This is a genomic window from Pseudarthrobacter sp. CCNWLW207 (assembly GCF_037203945.1).
GTDB lineage: Bacteria > Actinomycetota > Actinomycetes > Actinomycetales > Micrococcaceae > Arthrobacter.
In genome coordinates, this window is record NZ_JBBCBS010000006.1 from 287,617 (window position 1) to 309,623 (window position 22,007).

At 63.9% G+C, this 22,007-nt stretch carries 22 protein-coding genes; 6 read left to right on the forward strand and 16 right to left on the reverse strand.

The genetic code is table 11. The features are described from left to right. The first annotated feature begins 3 nt into the window (after window positions 1-3). A complete protein-coding gene (locus tag V9L17_RS12825; RefSeq protein ID WP_337351703.1) occupies window positions 4-1,371 on the forward strand; it encodes a MinD/ParA family ATP-binding protein in 1,368 nt (455 codons plus the stop codon). 599 nt (window positions 1,372-1,970) lie between these two features. Here the strand turns inward: V9L17_RS12825 and V9L17_RS12830 are convergent. The 3 genes from V9L17_RS12830 to V9L17_RS12840 form a co-directional block, all read right to left on the reverse strand. Continuing rightward, the gene (locus V9L17_RS12830) at window positions 1,971-2,282 is read right to left on the reverse strand and encodes a hypothetical protein (protein WP_337351704.1); all 312 of its coding nucleotides are present in this window, start codon (window positions 2,280-2,282) and stop codon (window positions 1,971-1,973) included. A gap of 156 nt (window positions 2,283-2,438) precedes the next feature. Then, window positions 2,439-2,852, reverse strand: coding sequence for an Hpt domain-containing protein (locus tag V9L17_RS12835; RefSeq protein ID WP_337351705.1), 414 nt, complete (start codon window positions 2,850-2,852; stop codon window positions 2,439-2,441). Further along, the gene (locus V9L17_RS12840; RefSeq protein WP_337351706.1) at window positions 2,845-2,970 is read right to left on the reverse strand and encodes a hypothetical protein; all 126 of its coding nucleotides are present in this window, start codon (window positions 2,968-2,970) and stop codon (window positions 2,845-2,847) included. The genes V9L17_RS12835 and V9L17_RS12840 overlap by 8 nt, the downstream gene beginning before the upstream one ends. 467 nt (window positions 2,971-3,437) lie before the next feature. Between V9L17_RS12840 and V9L17_RS12845 the strand changes: the two genes are divergently transcribed. Further along, on the forward strand, window positions 3,438-4,220 hold the full coding sequence (locus V9L17_RS12845; RefSeq protein WP_337351707.1) for a response regulator transcription factor: 783 nt from the start codon (window positions 3,438-3,440) through the stop codon (window positions 4,218-4,220). A 36-nt stretch (window positions 4,221-4,256) separates the two neighbouring features. Here the strand turns inward: V9L17_RS12845 and V9L17_RS12850 are convergent, their stop codons facing one another. The 5 genes from V9L17_RS12850 to V9L17_RS12870 all read right to left on the reverse strand — a co-directional run bounded on the left by V9L17_RS12850 (window position 4,257) and on the right by V9L17_RS12870 (window position 7,213). Then, window positions 4,257-4,718 (reverse strand): Hpt domain-containing protein, encoded by a 462-nt coding sequence (locus V9L17_RS12850; RefSeq protein ID WP_337351708.1) that lies wholly within the window; start codon window positions 4,716-4,718, stop codon window positions 4,257-4,259. A 95-nt stretch (window positions 4,719-4,813) separates the two neighbouring features. Further along, a complete protein-coding gene (locus tag V9L17_RS12855; RefSeq protein WP_337351709.1) occupies window positions 4,814-5,086 on the reverse strand; it encodes a hypothetical protein in 273 nt (90 codons plus the stop codon). Between the two features lie 263 nt (window positions 5,087-5,349). Then, a complete protein-coding gene (locus tag V9L17_RS12860; RefSeq protein WP_337351710.1) occupies window positions 5,350-5,967 on the reverse strand; it encodes a signal peptidase I in 618 nt (205 codons plus the stop codon). Window positions 5,968-5,974: 7 nt separating this feature from the next. Beyond that, window positions 5,975-6,514, reverse strand: coding sequence for a hypothetical protein (locus tag V9L17_RS12865; protein ID WP_337351711.1), 540 nt, complete (start codon window positions 6,512-6,514; stop codon window positions 5,975-5,977). Window positions 6,515-6,670: 156 nt separating this feature from the next. After that, window positions 6,671-7,213, reverse strand: a complete 543-nt coding sequence (locus V9L17_RS12870) for an alternate-type signal peptide domain-containing protein (RefSeq protein WP_337351712.1) — start codon at window positions 7,211-7,213, stop codon at window positions 6,671-6,673. A gap of 327 nt (window positions 7,214-7,540) precedes the next feature. On the opposite strand from V9L17_RS12870, the gene V9L17_RS12875 reads away from it, so the two are divergent. Genes V9L17_RS12875 through V9L17_RS12885 form a run of 3 tightly spaced genes read left to right on the forward strand, consistent with a single transcriptional unit; the run spans window position 7,541 to window position 11,902 of the window. Next, window positions 7,541-10,015, forward strand: coding sequence for a sensor domain-containing protein (locus tag V9L17_RS12875; protein ID WP_337351713.1), 2,475 nt, complete (start codon window positions 7,541-7,543; stop codon window positions 10,013-10,015). Between the two features lie 31 nt (window positions 10,016-10,046). After that, the gene (locus V9L17_RS12880) at window positions 10,047-10,655 is read left to right on the forward strand and encodes a TetR/AcrR family transcriptional regulator (protein WP_337351714.1); all 609 of its coding nucleotides are present in this window, start codon (window positions 10,047-10,049) and stop codon (window positions 10,653-10,655) included. Further along, window positions 10,655-11,902, forward strand: coding sequence for a glycosyltransferase (locus tag V9L17_RS12885; protein ID WP_337351715.1), 1,248 nt, complete (start codon window positions 10,655-10,657; stop codon window positions 11,900-11,902). Before V9L17_RS12880 ends, V9L17_RS12885 begins: the two co-directional genes overlap by 1 nt. Before the next feature lie 250 nt (window positions 11,903-12,152). Here the strand turns inward: V9L17_RS12885 and V9L17_RS12890 are convergent, their stop codons facing one another. The 7 genes from V9L17_RS12890 to V9L17_RS12920 all read right to left on the reverse strand — a co-directional run bounded on the left by V9L17_RS12890 (window position 12,153) and on the right by V9L17_RS12920 (window position 19,952). After that, the gene (locus V9L17_RS12890; RefSeq protein ID WP_337351716.1) at window positions 12,153-12,899 is read right to left on the reverse strand and encodes an SDR family oxidoreductase; all 747 of its coding nucleotides are present in this window, start codon (window positions 12,897-12,899) and stop codon (window positions 12,153-12,155) included. A gap of 33 nt (window positions 12,900-12,932) precedes the next feature. Then, entirely contained in the window at window positions 12,933-14,279 is a 1,347-nt protein-coding gene (locus tag V9L17_RS12895) for a glycoside hydrolase family 32 protein (protein ID WP_337351717.1), read from the reverse strand. Between the two features lie 28 nt (window positions 14,280-14,307). Next, window positions 14,308-15,672, reverse strand: a complete 1,365-nt coding sequence (locus V9L17_RS12900) for a DUF2961 domain-containing protein (RefSeq protein ID WP_337346201.1) — start codon at window positions 15,670-15,672, stop codon at window positions 14,308-14,310. A 27-nt stretch (window positions 15,673-15,699) separates the two neighbouring features. Further along, window positions 15,700-16,605 carry a carbohydrate ABC transporter permease gene (locus tag V9L17_RS12905; RefSeq protein WP_337351718.1) on the reverse strand — a complete coding sequence of 302 codons (906 nt, stop codon included), beginning with the start codon at window positions 16,603-16,605 and terminating at the stop codon, window positions 15,700-15,702. After that, window positions 16,598-17,554 (reverse strand): carbohydrate ABC transporter permease, encoded by a 957-nt coding sequence (locus V9L17_RS12910; RefSeq protein ID WP_337346203.1) that lies wholly within the window; start codon window positions 17,552-17,554, stop codon window positions 16,598-16,600. The genes V9L17_RS12905 and V9L17_RS12910 overlap by 8 nt, the downstream gene beginning before the upstream one ends. Further along, window positions 17,551-18,855 carry an ABC transporter substrate-binding protein gene (locus V9L17_RS12915; protein ID WP_337351719.1) on the reverse strand — a complete coding sequence of 435 codons (1,305 nt, stop codon included), beginning with the start codon at window positions 18,853-18,855 and terminating at the stop codon, window positions 17,551-17,553. The genes V9L17_RS12910 and V9L17_RS12915 overlap by 4 nt, the downstream gene beginning before the upstream one ends. Window positions 18,856-18,947: 92 nt before the next feature. Next, a complete protein-coding gene (locus V9L17_RS12920) occupies window positions 18,948-19,952 on the reverse strand; it encodes a LacI family DNA-binding transcriptional regulator (RefSeq protein ID WP_337346205.1) in 1,005 nt (334 codons plus the stop codon). A 221-nt stretch (window positions 19,953-20,173) separates the two neighbouring features. Here V9L17_RS12920 and V9L17_RS12925 point away from each other — a divergent pair, with 221 nt between their 5' ends. After that, window positions 20,174-20,692 carry a hypothetical protein gene (locus V9L17_RS12925; RefSeq protein ID WP_337351720.1) on the forward strand — a complete coding sequence of 173 codons (519 nt, stop codon included), beginning with the start codon at window positions 20,174-20,176 and terminating at the stop codon, window positions 20,690-20,692. Here V9L17_RS12925 and V9L17_RS12930 read toward each other — a convergent pair. Continuing rightward, on the reverse strand, window positions 20,689-21,708 hold the full coding sequence (locus V9L17_RS12930; protein WP_337351721.1) for a LacI family DNA-binding transcriptional regulator: 1,020 nt from the start codon (window positions 21,706-21,708) through the stop codon (window positions 20,689-20,691). The two genes, V9L17_RS12925 and V9L17_RS12930, sit on opposite strands and share 4 nt — an antisense overlap. Between the last annotated feature and the right edge of the window lie 299 nt (window positions 21,709-22,007).

The following is a 22,007-nucleotide window of genomic DNA, read 5'->3' on the forward strand; positions in this document are numbered from 1 at the left end:
GACATGCCCGATCCGGCGGATAAGAACGAACGCGCCAATGCACAGGATGCAGGGCAGCCGCAGCCACGCCGACGCCGTGACCTCCGTCGCGCCGACGGCAAACTGACGGATGCCCGGACAGGAACCATGCCAGCCGTAACACCGAACCCTTCCAGCCCGGCCGACGCCGGCCAGCCGGCCGCCCGCCGTACCTCATGGGCTGAGGCGGCAGCCGCGGCAGATGCAGCCAGCCCCATCACGCACGTTCCGGCACCCACGCGCCGCCCCGCCAAGCCGCCTGCGACGCCTCAGCCCGAGACCGGCCAGCAGGATGTTCCGGAGTCCGGCGCCGCCACACAGGCGCGTCCCGGCGTCGAACCTTCCCTGCCCCCGGCCCCCGAAGCGGCCCCGGCCTTCCGCCGGGTCCGCCCCACCACTGCAGACGTCATCGCCGACACTCCTATGCCGGACTTCATCAGCTCCCCGGGGCTGTTCGTCAAAGAGCAGAAGCCCCGCCCGGTGGGCGGAATCCGCGGCGCTATCTACTCCCTGACCGGCGGAGCCTTGAACATGGGCCCGGGCCCGAAGCAGCGCCAGGAAGACGAGCTGGGCCGGCGCATCTCCCGCCAGCTGCAGGGCAGCTACAACACCGCCATCCTCAGCCTGAAGGGCGGTATCGGCAAGACCTCCACCACCGTCGGCGTTGGCCTGACCCTCGCCGAATTCCGTGGCGACGCACCTTGCGCCATCGACGCCAACCCGGACTCCGGTGACCTCGTGGAACGCGCGCTGGGGGAGGGTATCTACCAGCAGGCCAGCCCCCGAACCATCACCGACCTGCTCCGGAACATTGACACAGTCGACTCCCTTACTGCCCTGGCCCGGTACATGCACCACGCCGGCCGGCTGCACCTGATCGCCGGTGAGCAGGACCCGGAGGTCTCGGACTCGCTCACAGCCGCCGAGTACCTGCAGATCCGCAAGCTCATCTCCAACTACTACTCCGTTGCGCTGACCGATTGCGGCACGGGTGTTACCCACAACGCCATGAGCGGGATACTGCAGTCAGCGGATAACCTGGTCATCGCCGCCGGCTATGCGGTGAGCGGCGCCAAACGCGCCCGGAGCACCCTGCACTGGCTGGCCAGCCACGGCTACGAGGACCTTGCGAGGAACGCCATTGTGGTGATCACGGACAAGGACGAGGTTTCTTCCCGCGTGGACAAGGACGCCATCGAGGAACACCTTTCCGGCATCTGCCGCCAGCTGATCGCCGTCCCGCACGACCGCGGTGTGGCCGACGGCGACCTGGTCACCTTGGATGTGCTGAAGCCTGAGACCCGTCGCGCCTACAAGGAAATCGCTGCCGCGATCGTGGACGGGTACCAGTAAAGGGTCTTCGCTATCCAGCCCGACCGCCTGACTCCTGAATCTTGATCAAACACGCCGGTATTCCTTCAGAGATCCTGAGCCGCGAGCAATAGCATCAGTGCATCAGCCATATGGAAGGTGCGTCCACGATGACCATTCTTGAATACTTCTCAGGCGTTGCAATCATCCTCGGGTCCCTCGTAGGAGCTATGGCACTCTCAGCGGTCGTCCTGCGGTTCCGGCGGGGCCACTAGTCTTCCTTCGCAATCAAGCTAGTGACGGGCATGGCGCCGTGATGAGACTCGCGCACTCCGAACGCCACAAGCGGCCAGAAGGTAGGAACAACGCAGCTCGGCGGTGTCATCGTCCAGTTTCATCAAACGATCAAGGGCCTTGGAACCAGCCGCTGCACCGTCAAAGCCGGGCGGGGCCCTGGCGTTGACAGCCTCACCGGGCACGTCACTGCCGATCCTGCCGTCTTCCTCGACTGAGGCCGGGTCGCCTAGTGGGACGCCCAACAAGTCCTTCCACAAAAAGGGGCGCTCGTCCTGAGCGCGCCGGCGTCTGTCGATGAGCTATGCGCGAGCCCCTCCCAGAAAGGGGCCGTGCATTCTGTTTGCCTAATGTCCAACCTGCCCGCATACACCGTTGAGCTTGAAGTCAGACCAGGCCGGGCTCGTGAAGTCCGTGAAGTCCTCGGTTGTGGCAGCGAGCGATGCTAGGTCACTGTTCGTCGAGTGGTTGCCGTGGCCTGGTGTCACACCGGGCGGTTCGGCGACGTCTCCCAGTGGATGATTGGCAAAAGCGGTGGCGCTGGCGCAGTCAAAGGATTCCACGATGGGGTGGATTGTTGCTGACGCTGCGGGCGCGAATCCCAGAGTTCCGGCAAAAACGATAATGGAAATCGCGAGTGATTTCCTGGTCAGGGTCATGGTTCTCTCCTTACTAGCAGGAGCGACGGCCTGCCGCTCCAAGCATCATTAAGCTCTCGTGGCTGACGACATGCAATAGCGCCGGCATTCGCAACAGTCCACTAAGAGGCGGAGATTACGTCATTGTCCGTTTGTCGATTTTCGGGTATCTGGAACCTACTGCCGAGAACTTCCAACCGGCTGAACGTCCGGATTATCCAGGTCTGACCGCGCCTCGAGCAGCAGCTCAGGACCCGCCGCCATCAGTGCCGTAACAATGCCGCGGAGGATCTGCGCGGTTTCGGCTGCTTCCTCGAACTTTTCGCAGCGGATCAGGGACTCGATGTGCCGGCAACAGGACTCTGCTTCCACTGCGCCGGTCATGGCCGAGGTGATTTTCAGGCTGAGGGTTGCGTCCATGGCGCGCTTGGCATCACGTTCGGCGAGGGTGTCGAGGATGCGGGTGATCCGCCCTGGCAGCATGGACAGGAAGTCTCCGAGGAAGTTCAACGCGGCAGTGGGGTTCTCAATGTCCTCGGCCAGGTGCCGGATCCGCTTGCGTTCCAGCCGGGCCGGGCCGCACTCAGGCAAGGAGATCCGCCGGGATGGTGGAAGCCCCGGCGCCGCGGCGGGGGGTGCCTCGGCGCCGGGACGGAATGACCGCGGCGGCGGTCTCTGCCGCCGCGGAAGTTTCAGTTGGTGCGCTCATATCTCCTGCCCTGCGAAGCGTCCGGAAGTACGTCAGGAGGTCTGCTTGGCCGTGCTGGCTTCATAACACCGCCAAGCGCTTGAGACCGTCGGTACTTCCCCGACGAAAGCCCCTTGCGCCACGGGCCGACCCCAGTCTTACCCCGTTGATACAGCGCTCCGGGCCTCACGAAAACTACTGTGCCCGGCCGGGATCAAGGACCGCCGTAGGTAACGGTCAAGAATCACGAAAGAGTTCCCCAAGACTAGAAATTTCGGTCAGGTGTCCCGTTCGGCGGCCGGGGGCCGCGGGATGCGACATCCTCGCCCTCGGTGATTGACGCCGTGGGGCTCGCCTATAGGGTGGGCCCGCCGCTATGCGGCCAATGACTTGATTAAAGTGCCCTCGTCTTGGGTAGGTTGGAACTATGCCGGATTTCCGCACCGGCGCTGGGCGGGTGCGGCGAGTTAGGCGGCACAGGGGGAACTATGAGCGATTTGGGCGTAGCCGTAGTTATTGAAGATGACACCGACATGCGGAACCTCCTTGAGGGGGTGCTTGTTCAATCGGGTTTTCACGTCCACGTTGCCAGCAGCGGGCGCGAGGGTGTGGAGCTCGTCCGCGACAAGGCGCCGGAGGTTGTCACCCTGGATGTGGGGTTACCGGACATCGACGGCTTCGAGGTTCTGCGTCGCATACGTGGATTCAGTGACACCTACGTGGTGATGCTGACCGGCCGGACCGAGGAGCCCGATCTGCTGACGGCGCTTCACTCCGGAGCGGATGACTACATCACCAAACCCTTCAGGCCGCGGGAGATGAGGGCGAGGATCTTGGCGATGCTGCGAAGGCCCCGCCAACAGCTCACCGGCGGATCGCAACCGGCACCCCAGCCGGAGCCAGTTTCGCCTGAAGCCCCACGCCAGGACACTGTCCTTCGGCACAACGGGTTGGCCCTCGACTATCGGATGCGGACCGTCACAGTGAGTGGTGTGGGGCTGGAGCTGACACGAAGCGAATTCGATCTTCTGCACGAGTTGCTTCGCGGCGGCGGGGCGGTCCTTTCGAGGACTCAGCTGGTTTGGACCCTCCGCGGCGAATACTCGGGCGGAGGCACCTATGTAAGCGAATCCGACGAACGCGCTGTAGAAGTCCACATCGGCAATCTCCGCCGTAAGCTCAGGGATGATCCGGTACGTCCACGCTGGCTGCAGACGGTCCGTGGTGTGGGCTACTGCTTGGCCAAGGAGAGCCAAAAACGATCCGATTGACGACGCACGGCGGCGCAGGAGCTGGGCGCCGCAGGCCTATTCGTCGACTCCCGCGTATCGGAAGCGAAGCTCTCCCACAGTTGCACGGCAGGTTTCTGCCACCGAGGCCATGACCCGCTCCCTGTCGTGAAGGACGCCAGCCCGGATGGCGGCTTCCAGCGTCTCTGCGAGCCGTGCCAAGCGCAGGCCGCCTATCATCGCGGATGAAACTTTCAGGCTGATTGCCGCATCAAGAGCCGCTGCCCTGTCCTGGTATCCCAGCGCGGCAGAGAGTCGATCAAGGCGCTGTTCCCACATCGAGGCGTAATCCACAGCGAAATTGCGGGCGAGGTCGGTCTGAGCGAGTTCTGTTTCGAGGTCGTTGAGGACTGTCGCATCCAAAACCGGCAGTTCCAGCCCGTCGAGGCCCAGAACCGTCCCCGAGTTTTCTCTGGAACGAACCTGTGCGCCTGCGTGGCTTCGGCGTGAGCCGTTGGGGCGGGGGAAGATTCTCGACATCTGTTAAGGCTAGGCTACTGAACCCTTGAAAAGGACTTTCTTTGCTGATCCTGCGCAAACCTAAAGACTTCCTTGAGCGGAGGCACGCGAAGCCCCTACGGACAGGAGATGTCGCCTTCTGCCAGGACTACTTTCGTGGCAACGATGCTGTTCTGGACTGCTGGTCCGGCTTGCCAGGTGCCGTAGTTTGCGGTGACCGTGACGGCATACGTGTACGAATAGGCGAGGTTCGCCAGGCCGCCCGGGGCTGTGATCGTTTCAGACGTCACATTGGGCAGGTAGGTAGTTGACTTCTGTGTGCTTCCGTCCCGGGCGACAGTGACGTCGTAGCTGGTGACCCCGGACCGTTGAGGGGTCCAGGTGACCACAACCGAGGGCTGATTGGCTATTTCTGCACAGCTAATCGTCGGGGAGGGCAACGTCTCCGCCTTAACCTGTATGGCCAGTGTGGCGCGTTGGTTCCACAGCGCCAGGGCATGGCCCCCTCCCGTACCCATCAGTACCGTCAGGCAGAACCCCAGAACGACGGCGACGTGCGGCTTCCCGCGAAATGTTGTTCCTGGTGCGGCTGCACCGCGTCGGGTGGCCGCGGATGCGACAGGATCACCCTTCGTCCGGGACAAGTCTCCGGTCATGGCCTGCGTGCCGGCACCGAGGCCGCGTCCATCTCATCTACGGCCGGATAGCTCGCAGAAGGGCTGCGTTTTCTGCTGGCGGCCCAGCCCCGGACGAGGGTGATCACTCCGTATCCCACTAGGCCGATGGCGATGTAACGCAGCACGTCATCGCGGCCGCTCTGGGCCGCGGCAGTGGCGAGGAAACCGACATGGGGGACAGCGTAGGACAGCTTGCCCCTGACCTGTACTTCGAGCACGGGTTTGTCGTCCTCAAGGGAGTTGTTGTCGCCTTTAGTGATGAAGGTCCGTTCGCCTTTCTGCGTTGAGCTGACGGCAACGATGCGGTGTGTGATCACCTCAGGTCGGCCGGATTCCATTTGGTACGTGATGACATCACCCACCCGCAGGGACTCAAAAGGGGCTGGCCTGACTACCAGAAATGTTCCCGGTGAGTAGGCGGGCGCCATGGAGCTGGTGAGCACGGTGTAGGTGTAGGAACCGCTCGCTCGGGGAACGACGATGAGGACCAACGCGGCAAGAACCGCCAACGACAGCCCAACCAGCCCAAGTGCCTCAGTGGAGCGGGTGAGCCAGGGGCGGCTGTTTATCCCCGGGTTCCTGTGCCTGGCCATCGGACTCCTAGAGAATCTGTTCAACGAACAACGGAACGGCAACGGACGCAGACTGGCCCTGCAGTGTAGATGGAGCCTGCGGTGAAAGCTGGATACGGAAACAGATCACAGCGGAGGTACCTTTCGGGATCTGCACTCCGGAGAAGCCGGCCTGGTACTCGCCGGACGGAACCGAGGCGCACTCCGCCAGATCTGTTGCCGTGGCTGCGTGAACTGACAGGTGGCTGGAGAGGCCTGTACCTGGGCCTGCATCCGTGATGATCGCCGGGTCAGGCAGCGTAGCCAGGACGGTGAACGCGGATCCGGCCGCCGTCGCGTTGCGTACGGAAACCGCGGCATAAACGGGGACGCCCGGAAAAAGCTGGTCCAATGGCGCTGCGGTGCTCGTGAGGGCAACCGTCGCCGGGGTGCCATCTGCCAGGACCATGTCATGCGTTCCGGAGCTATTCGATCCCGTCAGGGTGACGAGGAAGTCTGCGGACCTGACGGTCCCGACGCCGGCTGGCGCCAGGCTGTTCCACAAAGCGTAGGAGCCTCCGACGGTCACGAGGCCTAGGATCACCCCGGCAGATACCAGCCCAGTAACTTTTGCTGCCCGTGCTGGTCGCATCCTTACCGTCCCTCCCTGTTAACCCGTGCCTGCGCCCGCGGAGCCTGAGGACTCCGCGGGCGCTGGCCTCACTGTGGTGCCCGTGTGGACCTCTTACGGCTCCACGGGATCTGCGGGAGCGATCTGCACGAGCTTGAACGCCACAGCGCTGAAGTCGTACGTCGCATCGACGCTGTCCCGGCCGTCCGTCGCGGGCAGGAAATCGAACGTTACTGAAGCAACCGCATCAGTGACGTCGTCATTCTCCGAAAGCGGGTTCTCTACGGGCTCGCCGTCCTTTGTCAGGGCAACTGCGGACGTGGTGAACGTGCCGTTGTCGAAATCGGTGTTGACACCACCTGCGTTCTCAATCGACAACGCAGCTGAGATGTTGTCACCGTCGAGGGTGATGTCCACGTTCTGGGTGTAAGTGAGCGTGTCACCGGGAACAATCCGGTACTCGTTGATGTCTGGGATGGTGACGGGACCATTTACGCCCGCGACCGTCCACACACCAGCCTCGGCAACGAGGTTGAGATCACCTGATGCCACCGTGCCGGCCTGGGCATTTTGTTCGACGTTCCATACGGCCAGAGTGCCGCCGCCACCGATAAGAAGCATTACGCCAGCAGCGGTAACGATGGCGCCCTTAGTCATTTTCTTCAAAGTTCTTTTCCCCTCAAAAGCAACGGAATTTCCGGATAGACAAAATGATCCGGCCGGTTCCACAGGTTTCCCGGCGGTATTCGCGAAGGCTATCCATAGGAAAATCCAAGGAAAATGTGGTCAATCCTGCGTGGAGGGACAGAAATGGCCACGACACAGGTGCTGAAAGGCCGAGATTCAGCGCCTCAGTAACGGTCGCAGCGGGCGTTCCCGGTTGTAGTCTTCTCACAGGTTTGGGCCGTGCAATCTTGGGGTACACCAAGATGAAGCATCCAGATCACTACATGCCGTGCCGTGGCATGGAGGGGGGAGGGGCTGATGGCTGAAGAGGTTGACGATGATCTGGTCATGCAGTCGCTGCTGCTGGACGAGATCGGGCAGTCGGTGATCGGCATGGACAGCGCGTGGCGGGTTACGTACTGGAACCGGGCTTCAGAGCGGCTATACGGCGTCAGTGCTTCGGAGGTGCTGGGTGCGCGGATCGCGGATGTGGGTATTGTCGGCGGCGATGACGCGCAGAGGGAAAGCGCTGGCCGTGAGATCACGCGAAGGCTCGCCAGTGGTGGCGACTGGGCGGGGGAACTCTGGATGCGCCACCGGTCCGGGACGGAATTCCCGGTTCATGCGACGGTCAGTCCTATCCGCGGAAGGCACACAGTACCTGTGGCGGTGGTGGCGATTTCCAAGGACATCACGGACAGGAAGCACAGTGAGGCCATCCTGCGCAGATTCTCGGCGATGGTGGAATCCTCGGGAGACGCCATCATCAGTGCGGACCTGGCAGGAACGATTACCAGCTGGAACGCTGGGGCGGCGAGGATGCTCGGCTGGAGCGCGCGGGAAGCTGTTGGACAGGACTATCGGCTTCTGACCGTTAGTGAGGCGGCGGGCTTCGATGCTGAGGTCGCGGCGAGCATTGGCAGTGGGAAATTTGTCACTGGCCTGGAAGCACGGTGGGCGTGCAAGGACGGTTCGTTGATTGATGTCGAGTTGACCGTATCGCCTGTTTTCGGCCCTGACGGTGACCAGGTGGGCGCGTCCGCCATTGCGCGCGACATCACTGAGATCCAGCGGTTGAGGGCGGCTGCTGCGGTGGAACGGGAGAAGCTCCTGGCGGCTCAGGAGATGGCCCACGTTGGAAGCGTGGAGCACACGCTGGAGACGGGTGAGACCTGGCATTCGGAGGAATTCTCCCGGATCTTCGGCCTGGACGCAGGGCAGGAGGTTTCCCGGAAGCTGATGCTCGAGCTAACGCACGCGGAAGACCGGGACCTGGTCCAGCAGGTATGGAAGACCCTGGATGAGGGCGTTGAGTTCGCGGATTTTGAGTACCGGATTGTCAGGGCCGATGGTCAGCAACGCTGGTTGCATTCGCGGATCCGAAGCGTGGACAACGAGGGCGGAAAGCCTTCCCGGTTCCTCGACACAGTTCTGGACATTACCGAACGAAAGAACGCCGAGCAGATCCTGGAGTGGCGGGCCCGCCACGATGCCCTGACCGGCTTGCCCAACAGGTATGTGATCACGGAGGTCCTTCAGGACCTGCTGGACCGGGATTCCCGCGCTGTGGTGATGTTCGTTGACGTCGACCGGTTCAAATTGATCAACGACGGCATAGGCCATGGAGCCGGCGACACCATTCTGATGCTCCTGGGCGAGCGGCTGAAGACCTTTCTCCGGAGCGGTGACACAGTGGGCCGTTTCGGAGGCGATGAATTCATCATTGTGTGCGAGAACCTGATGCTGCGCGGAGCCAGGACGCTGGCCGAACGGATCAGGCAATCCACCCGGCGCCCCTTTGAAGTGGACGGACGGAAGATCTACCTCAACGTCAGCGTCGGCATCGCTTTGGCCGGACCGGACGATACTGCTGAGTCGATGCTCCGGGGAGCGGATACCGCCATGTACCGGGCAAAGTCAGCCGGCGGGGACTCCTCCGCCGTGTACGACGTTCGGATGACCGGAAGGGCTGCCGGGCGGCTGGATCTGGAATCCGACCTGCGGCTTGCCTTGAAACGAGGAGAATTCTCCCTGGACTACCAGCCCATCGTCGAATTGGGCACCGGGGCCACGGTCGGTTTCGAAGCGTTGCTACGTTGGCACCACCGCGAACATGGCCTGATAACGCCCGACACGTTCATTCCCATCGCCGAGGAGACAGGCCTGATTGTTCCCATCGGCACGTGGGTGCTCCAAGAAGCACTCCGGCAGGTGCAGAGCTGGCGCAGTCAGCTGAATCGGGCCAAGGGAATTTCAGCAGCAGTGAACATTTCCGGTCGCCAGTTCGTGGCCGCAGACTTCCCGGAAATCGTGGAGGCAGCCATTCAAGCCGCCGGCATAGACCCAGGTGTCGTCCACCTGGAAATCACCGAGACGGTCCTTATGGATCAGCCTGACCTGCCCAAGGAGACGCTGCAGCGACTCCATGCCTTGGGCGTAGGGCTCTCGATCGATGACTTCGGCACAGGGTACTCGTCCTTGAGTTACCTTAAGTGGCTCTCAGCCCGAACCCTGAAAATCGACCGGACCTTTGTCGAAGAACTGGGAAGGGGGCCACACGGAGCGACCATCATCGAACTCGTACTCGGCATGGCGGACACCCTCCATCTGGACGTGATAGCTGAGGGCGTCGAAACCGTGGACCAACTCACTGAACTTCGCCGCCTCGGCGTACGCTACGCCCAAGGATTCCTGTGGAGCCAACCCCTGCCCCCGGACGGCATCCCGGCCTGGCTGGAAAGCCGCTCCGGACCGGCTCCGCACCACGAGCCGGCAGTTCGGGCACCTTCTTGACCGCATCAAATTTAGGGTTAACGTAGTTAACATGAAAGTGGCCGACGACGAGGCCCGCCGTCCTTATCGGATGGATACAAGGGCACGCGCTGCCGCCGCCACGGGTGAGGCAATTCTCGACGCCGTGACGGAACTCTTTTGGGAGCACCCATCGGACCAGATCCGGCTGGAGCAAGTGGCGGCGCGCTCGGGCGTGACAGTGCAGACCGTGATCCGCCGCTTCGGCAACAAGGACAAGCTCTTCGCCGCGGCAGCCGAACGCCAGTCGGGGCAGGTCATGGCGGCCCGGTCACACGTAGTGCCCGGCGATGTCCACGGGGCGGTGGCCAACCTGGTGGAGCATTACGAGCTGATGGGTGAGCGCGTGCTGCGGATGCTTGCCGAAGAAGGGCGCCTGCCGGCGCTCAAAGTGCTGGCCGACGGCGGCCGGCGGTTGCACCGGGGATGGTGCGAAAGTGTGTTTGCACCGTTCTTGGCGGGCCAACATGCGGCGGTCCGCAGGCGGCGGCTTGCCCAGCTGGTGGCCATCTGCGACGTCTACACCTGGAAGCTGCTGCGCCGCGACAGCGGGCTCAGCAGACAACAAACCGAGCGGGCGCTCGTGGAGATGCTCGTTCCCTTCACCAAGGATGTGCCCTGATGTCCACGATACTTGCCTACACGTCGCCCGCCCGCGGACACCTGTTTCCCCTGACACCACTGCTGCTTGATCTGCGGGACCGCGGCCACCAGGTGCACGTCCGCACCCTGGGCAGCGAAACGGATCTGATGCGGAGCCTCGGACTGGCGGCTGAGGCCATCGACCCCCGCATCGAAGCCCTGGCCATGAACGATTACGCGGCCCGCGGCCCGAAGCGCGCTTTGGCGGCCGCTGCGGAGGTGTTCGCCGCCCGCGGCGGCTATGATGCCCCGGACTTGTCGGCCGCGATCGCCGAAGTGCGGCCCCATGCCTGCATTGTTGACATCAACAGCTGGGGAGCCGGCTTCGCCGCTGAAGCCTGGGGCGGGCCGTGGGCATCGTTCTCGCCCTACACGCCTGCCCTTGATTCACCTGGTACCCCGCCGTTCGGCCCGGGACTGCCCCCGATGCGCGGCTTCCTGGGAAAGGCCCGGGACGCGCTGGCCCGCAAGGCAGTGCTGGGGGCTGTGGAGCAGGCGATGCTGCCCAAGCTCAATGCGTTGCGCACGGACCTGGGGCTTCCGCCCGTGGCGTCGGCCGACGAATTTCTCCGGAAAGCCCCGCTGATGCTGGTGGCCACTGCCCGGCCATTCGAATATGCAGCCACCGACTGGGGCCCGGATGTCCTCATGACGGGGGCCTCCATCTGGGATCCGCCGGTGGACGGGGCAGCCTGGCTCAGTGCCATCGAACGGCCCATCGTCCTGGTCACCACGTCCTCCGAGTTCCAGGACGATGGCATCCTGGTCCGCACTGCACTGGAGGCGTTCCGGGATGAGCCGGTGCACGTCGTCGCCACTATTCCGGCGGGAATCCCCGACGGGCTGCAGGTCCCGGCAAATGCCACCGTCAAGGAGTTCGTTCCCCACAGTGCGGTGCTGGGACGGGCAGCGGTGGCGGTGACCCACGGCGGAATGGGCTCCACCCAGAAGGCACTGGCCAATGGCGTGCCGGTGTGCGTTGTCCCGTTCGGCCGTGACCAGCTGGAGGTGGCCCGTCGGGTGGAAGTGAGCAGGGCTGGCACGCGACTGCCCGCCCGCCGGCTCTCGGCGGCACGGCTCAAGAGAGCCGTGAAGGCCGCAATGGCTATGAAGGAAGGGGCCAACCGCGTTGCGGCCGGGTACAAGGCCGCCGGGGGAGCGCCCGCCGCCGCTGATGCCGTCGAAGCCCGCTTGCTCAGCCTTCCACAGCATCGGCGGGAAACCTGACGGCGTGCAGCTGCCCTTCATCCTTGGCGGGGTCATGCTGTTGCTGATTGCCGGGAGGGGCCTGCTTGGCGGTGCCACCGTAATGGCACCGCCAAGGGCTCGAGACCCGTCGGGTTTCCCCGACGAAAGGCCCTCGCACCATGGGTGGCTGACCCAGTTTCGCAACCCATGGCCTCAGCGCGCGGAGCCTTATGCCAACTACTGTGCATGGCCTGGATCAAGGACTGCCGCAGGAAAACTCAAGAATCCATCAAGATTCCCGGGACTCCAGCCACTCGTCAAAGCTCTGGCGTCCGACGGCGGCACCCGCCGCCGGGAGCAGGGCACCGCTGCGCATGGCTTTCCACAGGACCCCGGGGGCGCTGACCTCCAGGACCAGTCTTTTCTTCCCGCTCTTGCGGAGATACTTGTCCACCATGTCCCGGAGCCGCTCGGGCCTGGGTCCGCCCAGGTCCGGGAGGAACCCCTGTGGGCCCGCCTCTGCGGCGTCCACCAGTGCCTCGGCCACCTCGGCCGCGGCGATGGGCTGGGTCTTGAACCTGGGCACCAGGACCGTGGGTCCGAGTGACGCCCGGTCCAACACCTGCTCCACGAATTCGTGGAACTGGGTAGCGCGCAGGATGGTCCAGGGCAGGTCGCCGTGGCGGACGGCTTCTTCCTGTGCCTGCTTCCCCGCATAGAGTCCGGCAGGCGCCTTATCCACGCCCACGATGGAGAGCACAACATGGTGCTGGACGCCTGCGGCCTTGCCATACTGCTGCAGGCTTTCGGTGGTGGCCATGAAGAAGTCCACCGACTTCTTGGTATGCATGGACCGGAGGCCGGACACATCGATCACCGTGCCCACGCCTTTCAAGGCTGAGCCCACGCCCTCGGCTTTGACCAGGTCCACACCCTCGCGCCGGCTCAGGCTCCTGACCTGATGACCGCGTTCCTTAGCGATGCGGACCACATGGCGGCCAACAATTCCGGTTCCCCCAGCAACGGCAATCTCCATGCCTTATTCTATGGCGCACCGCTCAAGACGAACTCAAGAGCCGCTCAAGAGGAAGCGCTGTGACCCTGCTCCAGTGGTTGCCGGGTTTGTGACCGTGCGGAGCCGGGGTGTCCCGGTGGCACCGGCCACCGTCAGCGTCACCGAAACGTCCACAACCGGTAGCGGAACAGCCATGATTCCCTGGCGGCCGGAAAGCTCCAGCAGGCCGGCGTCAATGATGACCCGCAGCCCGGATCCCTCATCGGCAGGGAAGAACACATCAGTGAAATCAGCGTTCCCTGGCACCGTCACCTCGATGCCGTCCCCGTCGTGGCGGAGGGTGGCCAGGGACCCCTGTGGGGTGGCCAGGCTGATGACTGTCCCGGCGGTGACGGAGCACTCAAGGTCCGCGCCGGCGTCGAGCATGGCCTCAAAAACATCAGGGCCGGCCAGCTCCAGGTGGCCGGGCCCGGAGTACCCGGCGAGGTCGGCATGCGGGGCAGCCACCAGGGTGTCGCCGTCGAGTGTCAGTGTGTGCGGAATGCTCAGGGCGCTGGCCCACTGCCCCTCCGGGCTGATGACGCCCCTGACCCAGAAAATCAGCGACGGCGCGCCGTCCTTGTCCCGGAAGAACGAGGGGGCGTAGTAGCTCTTGCCGTAGCTGAGCTGCCCCCAGGAACGTGCGCTGAATCTGCCGTCGGAGTAGCTGCCCACTCCGTACGCCACGTAGTGCAGCACATCGTCCTCCCAGATGGAGGTCACCAGTACGTGGGAACCGCCGATCTCGAACAGCTGCGGGCATTCCCACATGGTGCCGGTCCACACCGGTTCCGTTTCAGTGCCGGAGCGCTGCGCGGCAATACCGTCCAGGGTCCACTGCGACAGGTCCGGGGAACTGTACGAAACCGCCGCGGCAGTGCCGCCCTCCAGCCCGGCCCCGACGAACATTCGCCACTGTCCGCCGTCGCGGAAGACGAACGGATCCCGGTAGGCCACGACGCCAAGGTCCGGTGCAGTCATCAGTTTCGGGCCCTTGGTCCATGAGTTCCAGGAAGCGTCATCGGGGGTGGCGGTCCGGACGGTGTCGATGCCGAGTTCCGGTTCGGTGACCGAGGTGTAGAACATGGTGGCGGCACCGCCGGCGCCGGTGGCGATGGAACCTGACCAAACGCCGTCGTCCCCTTCACCCGGCGCGACTGCGACGCCCTGCTCCGTCCAGGCGATCATGTCCGGGGAGGTGGCATGCCCCCAGTGGCAGTTGGACGCCCACGTGGTGCTGCCGGGGACGTACTGGTAGAAGAGGTGGTACTGGCCGTCCTTCCAGGTGACGCCGAGAGGATCATTGATCCATCCTTCGGTGGCGGTGAAGTGGAAAGCCGGGCGGAGTTCCTGCGCGTTCATGCTGATCCTTTGATTTAGCTGGAGTGGGTTAATTCACCGGGACGCTGTTGGCGGCCAGGAACCGCTGCCGGACCTCCCGGGCCTGCTCCGCGTTGGCCTTCTCCCACTGGTCGATTTCTGCCCGGCGGGCATTCCGGACTGCGTCCCGCGTCTCAGTGAACTGCTTCATCCGTTCGGCGGAGGCCTCGCGTGCGGCCTGCTGGGCCGGGCTCAGTTCCGGCAGCGGGCGCTCTTCCACCTGGTCGCGGGGCCGCAGCGGCAGGCGCTCCTCGACGGCGTCGATATCCAGCACGGGGGAGGGGAGGCTCTGGTACCAGTAGGCGGTGGAGGACCAGTCATCGGAGAGATGGTTGGCGTGTCCGTGTTCGAACGTGACCTTGATGCGCTTCTGGAACCTGATGGGATCGGTCATGTGGAAGCGGTAGCTGTGGTGGAAGCCAGGCACGTTTTCCTCGTGGACCATGGTGCCGTTCATTAGGAACGCGTTGTGCTGCATGCCCCAGGCATGGCCGAAGTAGTCTTCCATGCCGGTGCCGTGCAGGCTGGGCGGCCAGGTGTCGTCGTCGATGAAGATCATGTCATCGCCCTCGCCCCACCAGGAGCCCTGGAAGTGGCGCACAGCCAGGTTGCAACCCACGTAGTGGCCCTGGCCCTCAGTCTCCAGGACCACGTAGTTGTCCTCGCCGGACAGGTTGGGGATGGCCACCTCGATGCTGTTGGTCTGCAGGTCCGGGCCCCAGCCTGCATTGGGCTTCTGCCGGCGCCAGTGGGCATGGAAGTACGCGGTGTCCTCCGGCAGGGGCTCGGTGTAGAGCTCGTAGTCGATGTAGAAGTACTGCAGGTAGGGGATATCGTTCTGGTTTTCGACCGTGATGCGGGCCCGGGAGTTGAAGGGCATCTCGAAGTAGCTGTTGAACGCCGCGCTGCCGCCGAAGGTGTTCAGTTCCCCCTCTTTGGCCGAAACGGAGAGCGGCAGAGAATCATAGGAGCCGGACAGCGAATTCAGCAGGCCGAAGAAATCACCCAGGGGCGCGATCACGCTGGGGGTCTCCTGGTCGTCCCAGTACATCCTGATCACGATCTTGCGGTAGTAGTCCGGGTCCACCACTTCCCAGCTGACGCCCAAGGCATTGTGGATTTCCAGCATCGGCACGCCCACCAGCTCCGGGGAGATCTGGCCGGGGCCGGGCTGGATGCGGCAGGACTGGGTCATCCAGATGTGCGTGATGGAGCCGGGGCCCTCGATGTCTGCCAGGACGCGTTCCTCGCCGGGCATAACAATCCAGTTGTCGCGGTTCCGGCCGGTCTGGTCCCAGCTGGAGGCGCGGGCCGTGCGGGCTGTGGAGAGCTTGGTCAGGCTGGAGAGCAGGCCTGAGCGGGGCGATGTAGCCATGGTGGTTTGTACCTTTCGGGAAGTTGGTTAGCCCTTGACGGCTGATTGGGTGAGGCTGGCGATGATCCACCGCTGGGCCACCAGGAAGACGATGAGTGCCGGTGCGATGGCGATGGTGGTGGCTGCCATGACCTGGGCCACGTTGCCGGCGCCGTACGGGCCCAGCATCAGAACCAGGCCCAGCGGGAGGGTGGCGGTGTCCGTGCTGTTGAGGAAGATCGACGGGGCAAAGTAGGCGTTCCAGCTGCCCAGGAACGTGATCACGCCCAGGGTGCTGACCGCGTTCTTGGCCAGCGGCAGGGCGATCAGCCGGTAGGTCTGCCAGGCCGTGGCCCCGTCCATCCGGGCGGCGTCGATGATCTCCTGCGGCAAGCCGAGGAAGAACTGCCGCAGCAGGAAGACTCCCAGGGCTCCGGTGATGCCGGGCAGGATCAGGCTAAGCGGGTTGTCCAGCAGGCCGAACGTTCGCATCAGGAGGAACAGGGGAATGATGGTCACCTGCGCCGGCACCATCAGCGAGGACAGCAGGCCAACAAAGATGGAGTTGCGGCCGGGGAAGTTCAGCTTGGCGAACGCGTAGCCGGCCATGGGGGCGGTGATGATCATGCCGATGCTGACGGCGATGGCGATGACCGCGCTGTTGAACATGTTCCTCAGGATCGGCACGGGTCCGCTGACCGCCGCCGCGTAGTTGGACCAGTCCCATTCGGTGGGAAGCCACTGTGGCGGCAGGTCGTACGCCTGGCTGGCATCCCGGAGCGAGGTGGTGAACATCCACAGGAACGGTGCGATCATCCCAATGGCGCCCAGGACCAGCAGCACCACCGAAATAGTCTTGCCGACGCCGGGGCGGGGCCGCCGCCGTCGTACGTCTTTTGTGGAGCCTCGGCTTCCGGCACCTGGCCGGGACCAGAGGGCTGTGGCGTTACTCATTGTTCACCCATGACTTCCGGAGGCGGAACTGCACCATGGTCACCAGCATGATGATGACGAACAGTGTGACCGCGATGGCTGAGGCGTAGCCCATATCGAACTTATTGAAGGCAACTTCGGCGATGTACATCACCACGCTGCGGCTGGCATCGCCCGGGCCGCCCCTGGTGAGGACGATGATCGATTCGTAGATCTGGAACGCACCGATGATGGTGATGGTGATGTTGAAGAACGTGGCCTGGCTGATCATCGGCAACGTGATCCGGCGGAAGACCTGCCACTCGTTGGCCCCGTCCATCCGGGCGGCCTCCACCATGTCCTTGGGGACTTCCTGCAGGGCTGCCACGAAGATCAGCATGGCGAACCCCACGTTCCGCCACGTATCCACGATGATCACCGAGACTTTGGAGAACTCGGAACTGTTGAGCCAGTCGATCCGCTCCCCGCCCATGGCCGTGAGGTAGTAGTTCAGGATGCCGGTGTCCTTCTGGAACAGTGCCTGCCAGATGATGGACACGTACACCAGCGCCACCAGGTACGGAAAGAAGTACGCGGAGCGGAACACATAGGTCAGGGCCCGGGGGAGGCGTTGGTTGATCAGTACGGCGAACAGGAGCGCGAACCCGTTGATCAGTACGACGGCGGCGCCCACGTAGAGGACAGTGTTGCCGTACGTCGTGGCCAGCCGCTCGTCCCGGAACATGCGGGCGTAGTTGTCCAGCCCCACAAACTTGGGGGCAGTGAGGATGTTGTACTTCGTCAGGCTCAGGTAGAGGGCGGCAACCAGCGGGCCAAGGATGAAAACCAGGAAGCCGATGACCGTGGGGGCGGTGAAGAGGTAGCCGGTGAGGGCTTCCCGACGCCGGGCGGCGCTTTGGTGCCCGGGGCGCCCCCCGCGCCCGGTAGCGGGCGCGGGCGGCAGCGCGGTTTTGGGGGCAGTCAAGGTCACTGCTGCAACGCCTCCTCAACATCCTTCTGGGCCTTCTCCAGGGAGGAGCCGATGTCCTGGCCGGACATGATCTCGTCCATGGCCCGCATGAATGCCGGATCCAGCACGTTGTAGACGCCCGGGGCGGCTACCGGCTTGGCGTAGGACAGGGAGTTGTAGAACTCTTCAGCGTGCTCGGGGGAGGCCAGGAATTCCGGTGAGGAAGCTGCGGTCTTCGTGGACGGAACGGCGGCACCGGCGTCGGCCCACTTCTTCTGCGTCTGCTGGTCGGTCAACATCTTGATGAACTCCCAGGACAGCTCCTGGTTCTTGGAGGCCTTGGAGACGGCGAACGCTCCGGCGCCGAAAACGGTGGACTTGGTGGTCCCCTTCGGCCAGGGCAGGATGTCGTAGTCTTCGAAGCCGGCCTTTTCGAAGCCGCCGGTGACGAAGTGTCCGGCACCGGTCATGGCTGCCTTGCCAGCGGGGAACAGCTGGTAGGGGTCCGATCCCTTCGGTTGCGGTGATACTCCATGCTTGGTGACCAGGTCGCGGACCCAGCCCACGGTCTCCTCGACCTTCCCGTCCGTGAGCTGGGCCTTCTCCAGGTCATCGCTCATCATCGACGTGCCGTTGGAGTACAGCCACGGTGTGATGCCGAAGGAGTAGTAAGGCATGGCGAACCCGTAGACCTTGTCCGCGCCGTCGCCAGTGGTCAGCTTCTTGGAGATTTCCAGGAACTCGTCCCAGGTCCAGTCGTCGCTGGGCCGCTCGATGCCGGCTGCCTCGAACATCTTGGTGTTGTAGAAGATGACCATCGTGTTGAACGTGTTCGGCATCAGGTAGGTGGAGCCGTCCTTGCTGAATCCCGCCAGCAGTTTCGGATCGATGTCTTCGCGCAGGGACTTGGCTTCGGGGTCGTTCTCCAGGAAGCCGTCCAGGGGCGTGAACAGCTCGTTGGCCAGGCCCAGTTCCACACCCTCGGTGGCGATATTGATGACGTCCGGAGCCTGCCCGGCGGCGGCCTGGGTGACCAACTTGTTGACGTACTCGGTCCACGTAGTGATCGGGGTGAAGTTGTTGTTCACCGTGACGTTCGGGTACTTCTCCTTGAAGCGTTCGGCCACGCCGTCGTACACGGCCTTGTCGCCGGGGTCGCCCCAATTGGAGACGGAGATGGTGGCGGTGATGTCCTTGGCCGGGGCTGTGTAGGGCCCGTCTGCCGCCGGTGCTGCGGTTTCCGTGGCGCTCCCGCAGGCGGTGAGTGCCAGAAGTGCTACGGCTGCCACCGTGGCGAGGGACGTGCGGACTGTTTTTCTCATGTGATGCTCCTTTGCATGGTGCGACCGGGAGAAGGTGCGCTGGTGGGATGCGAAACGCGGATTGAAAGTGTGTTTATGGGGGTGTGGTGCGTTCATTCTGTGGAGCGGCGGAATTCGATCTGGGAGTCGAGCCGAAGGACCTTGGCCGGAGCGTCCGGGGTTTCGAGGCGCCGCAGGAGCAGGCTCACGGCGCTCTCGCCCAGTTGGAAAGCCGGTTGGCGGACGGTGGTGATCTGGGGTTGGAATAGGTCCGAGTAGGTGAAGCCGTCGAACGTGGCGAAGGCCATGCTTCCCGGCACGCGCAACCCTTCATGCTGCACAGCCCGCAGCGCACCCGCCGCCAGCAGCGTGCTGCAGGCGAGGATCGCCGTCGGGCGTTCCCCGTTCCGGGAGGAAGCGCGGAGCAGCGCCTGCACAGCGTCAAAGGTGGCTGCGGCCGTCACCGTGCCTTCGCACAACAGCGCCGCCGGCACTTGGAGGCCCCGCTCCCGCATGGCGGCGCGGAAGCCGTCATAGCGCTCGCGGAGCGAGGAAACCCGCAGGTCACCGGAAACCAGCATGATCCGTTCGTGTCCGCGGGTGGTGAGGTGATCAACCAGGGCTGCCATGGCGGCCTGGTTATTGACGCCCACCTGGTCCACGTCCAAGTCCGCGAGGCGGTCAAGGAGGACCAGGGGCTTCTTCTCCTCCCGGATCCGCTCAAGCAGCACGGAGCTTGAGCCGGCTGCCCGCGCGAGGATCAGGCCATCCACGCGGCGGTCCAGAAGGGCCTCCACGGCCGCGCGCTCCCGGGCGGGATCTTCCGCCGAGTTGGCCAGCAGCAGGGACAGGCCGTGTTGTGCCGCGGCTTCCTCCACCCCGTGCACCATGTCTGCGAAGGCCGGTTCCCCGGCATCCGAGACCACCAGGCCGATGGAGTCGGTCCTGGCGCGGCGCATGGAGCGGGCGAGGACGTCCCGCCGGTATCCGGTGGCCTTCACAGCGCTCATGACGCGCTCCTTGGTCTCCGGTTCGACGTGCCTGGTGTCGTTGAGGACGTGCGACACAGTGGACGTCGAAACGCCTGCAAGTGATGCGACATCGACGATGGTTGCCACTGCGACTCCTTCTAGCGAAACGATTGCGCGAACGTTTCGATAGTAGAGACAAACGTTTCGATGTGCAATGGGTCACAGGAAAGATTCTTTTCCACCCCGCGGTTGCCCTATCACTCCTGGTCGCCAAAACCCGCGAATGACAGCCATAAATGGCAGGGCAACCGGGGCGGGCGCGGCCGGTGTAACCTACAGGCAGACCAACCAGCCTGAGGGGGCAGCGCATGGACAATCACCGGCCTTACCGCGTGACGGGGATGTGGAAACTGATCATCGCCTTCGCAGCTGTTGTGGGCGTTGGCACCTGTGTTGCCTTGGGCTTTCTCTGGGCGGCGCTATTCGTCGTTCAGCCAGGCAGCCTTCAAGTGCTGGACACAGCCCCAGCCGATCAGGACGTGCCGGCCGGAGACTACGCTTCCCTCACGGACGCGCGGATGGAAGGTGCCCGTTTCCTGGGCACCTACAGCAACAGCAACTACTTCGCGGCTCCAAGCACTTACGACGAGAACAGCTTTTGCCTCATCACTGAACCGGTTGCGGACGACGGCGTGTGGGAAGCAACCTGCAACAGGCTGATCGACGGCAGGGGCGTGCTGACCAGTATTTCCGACACCGAAGGCAGATGGGCAATACTTGTTCCTGACCAATTCGACCACGGAGAGCTGGAAGCTGAAGGGTGGGTCTCGGTGCACCGGAACCTGCTGGTCCAGCCGATGATGCGTCAAGTCGAAGAGACGCCCTAGGAGGCGGGAGCTGTGCCCGAGGGCGCAGCTCCTGTGGAAGCGCGGTACTCAATGGTGGGCGCCAGGCGGACAACCGAGGGTTCCGCGGACTTGTCCGCGATCCTCTTGGCCAGCAGTTCGGCTGCCGTGGCGCCCACCTGGAAGGCCGGTTGCCGGACGGTGGTGAGCTGCGGCTCGAACAGGTCAGCGTAGGCGAAGCCGTCAAACGCCGCGAAGGCGATGTCCTCCGGCATCCGCAGGCCCCGCTTCTGGATCTGGCGGAGCGCTGCGGCGGCCAGGACGGTGCTGCAGGCGATAACGGCCGACGGCGGTTTGGCACGTGACAGCGCTGCTGCAATCCCGGCGTCGGTTTCTTCAGGTTCGCCGGCGATGACTGTCAGCCGATCGGCTTCCTGTATTCCCGCCGTCGCCATGGCTTCCTGGAAGGCCTCGTGCCGTTCGCGCAGGGTTGCAACCCTGGTGTCCCCGGCAATGAGGAGGATGCGCTCATGGCCCTGCGATACGAGGTGTTCAACCAGTTCCATGATCGGCGCGCGGTTCTCGACTCCAACCTGGTCAAAGGGGTCAGCGGACAGCCGGTCCATCAACACCAGCGGGGTGTCCTGGTTGGTGAACTCCGCCAGGGCCTCCGAGCCGGAACCAGCCGCGCGGGCAAGAATCAGGCCGTCCACCCGGCGCTCGAGGAGTGCTTGGACTGCCCGGGCCTCGCGTTGTGGGTCTTCGGCGGAATTGGCCAGGAGCAAGGTGATGCCCTGGCTGGCGGCCGTTTGTTCCACGCCCCGGATCATTTCGGCGAAAGCCGGTTCCCCGCCGTCGGAAACAATGAGGCCTATGCTGTCCGTTCTTGAGCGGCGCATGGCGCGGGCCAGGGCGTCCTGCCGGTAGGAGGTTTCTTCGATGGCTTTCAGGACGCGCTGGCGTGTCTCATCGTTCACATGCCTGGTTCCGTTGAGAACGTGGGAAACGGTGGAAATGGACACGCCGGCAAGCTTGGCCACTTTTACCATCGTCGTCATCGGCGCCGCCCTCGGGGAATCGTTTACGCGAACGTTTCGCATAACCTCCGCCAGTTTACAGACGGGCGCCGTGCGGAGAGGGCAAGGCCTCGTCCTTCCACTCCAACTAGGTAGCAGCAGATGTCGTTTTCAGCGCTCAAAACGACACCTGCTGCTACTTAGATTTGGGCGGCCGCTCCAGGAAGGACGGGGCTTTGCTAGATGGCCGGCCGGCTCGGCCTGGGTGGAAACCCTGCCGGGCGCCAGCCATATTCGGGTCAAGAACACCGACGGGCACAACGAAGCGTTCCTCGTGGCAC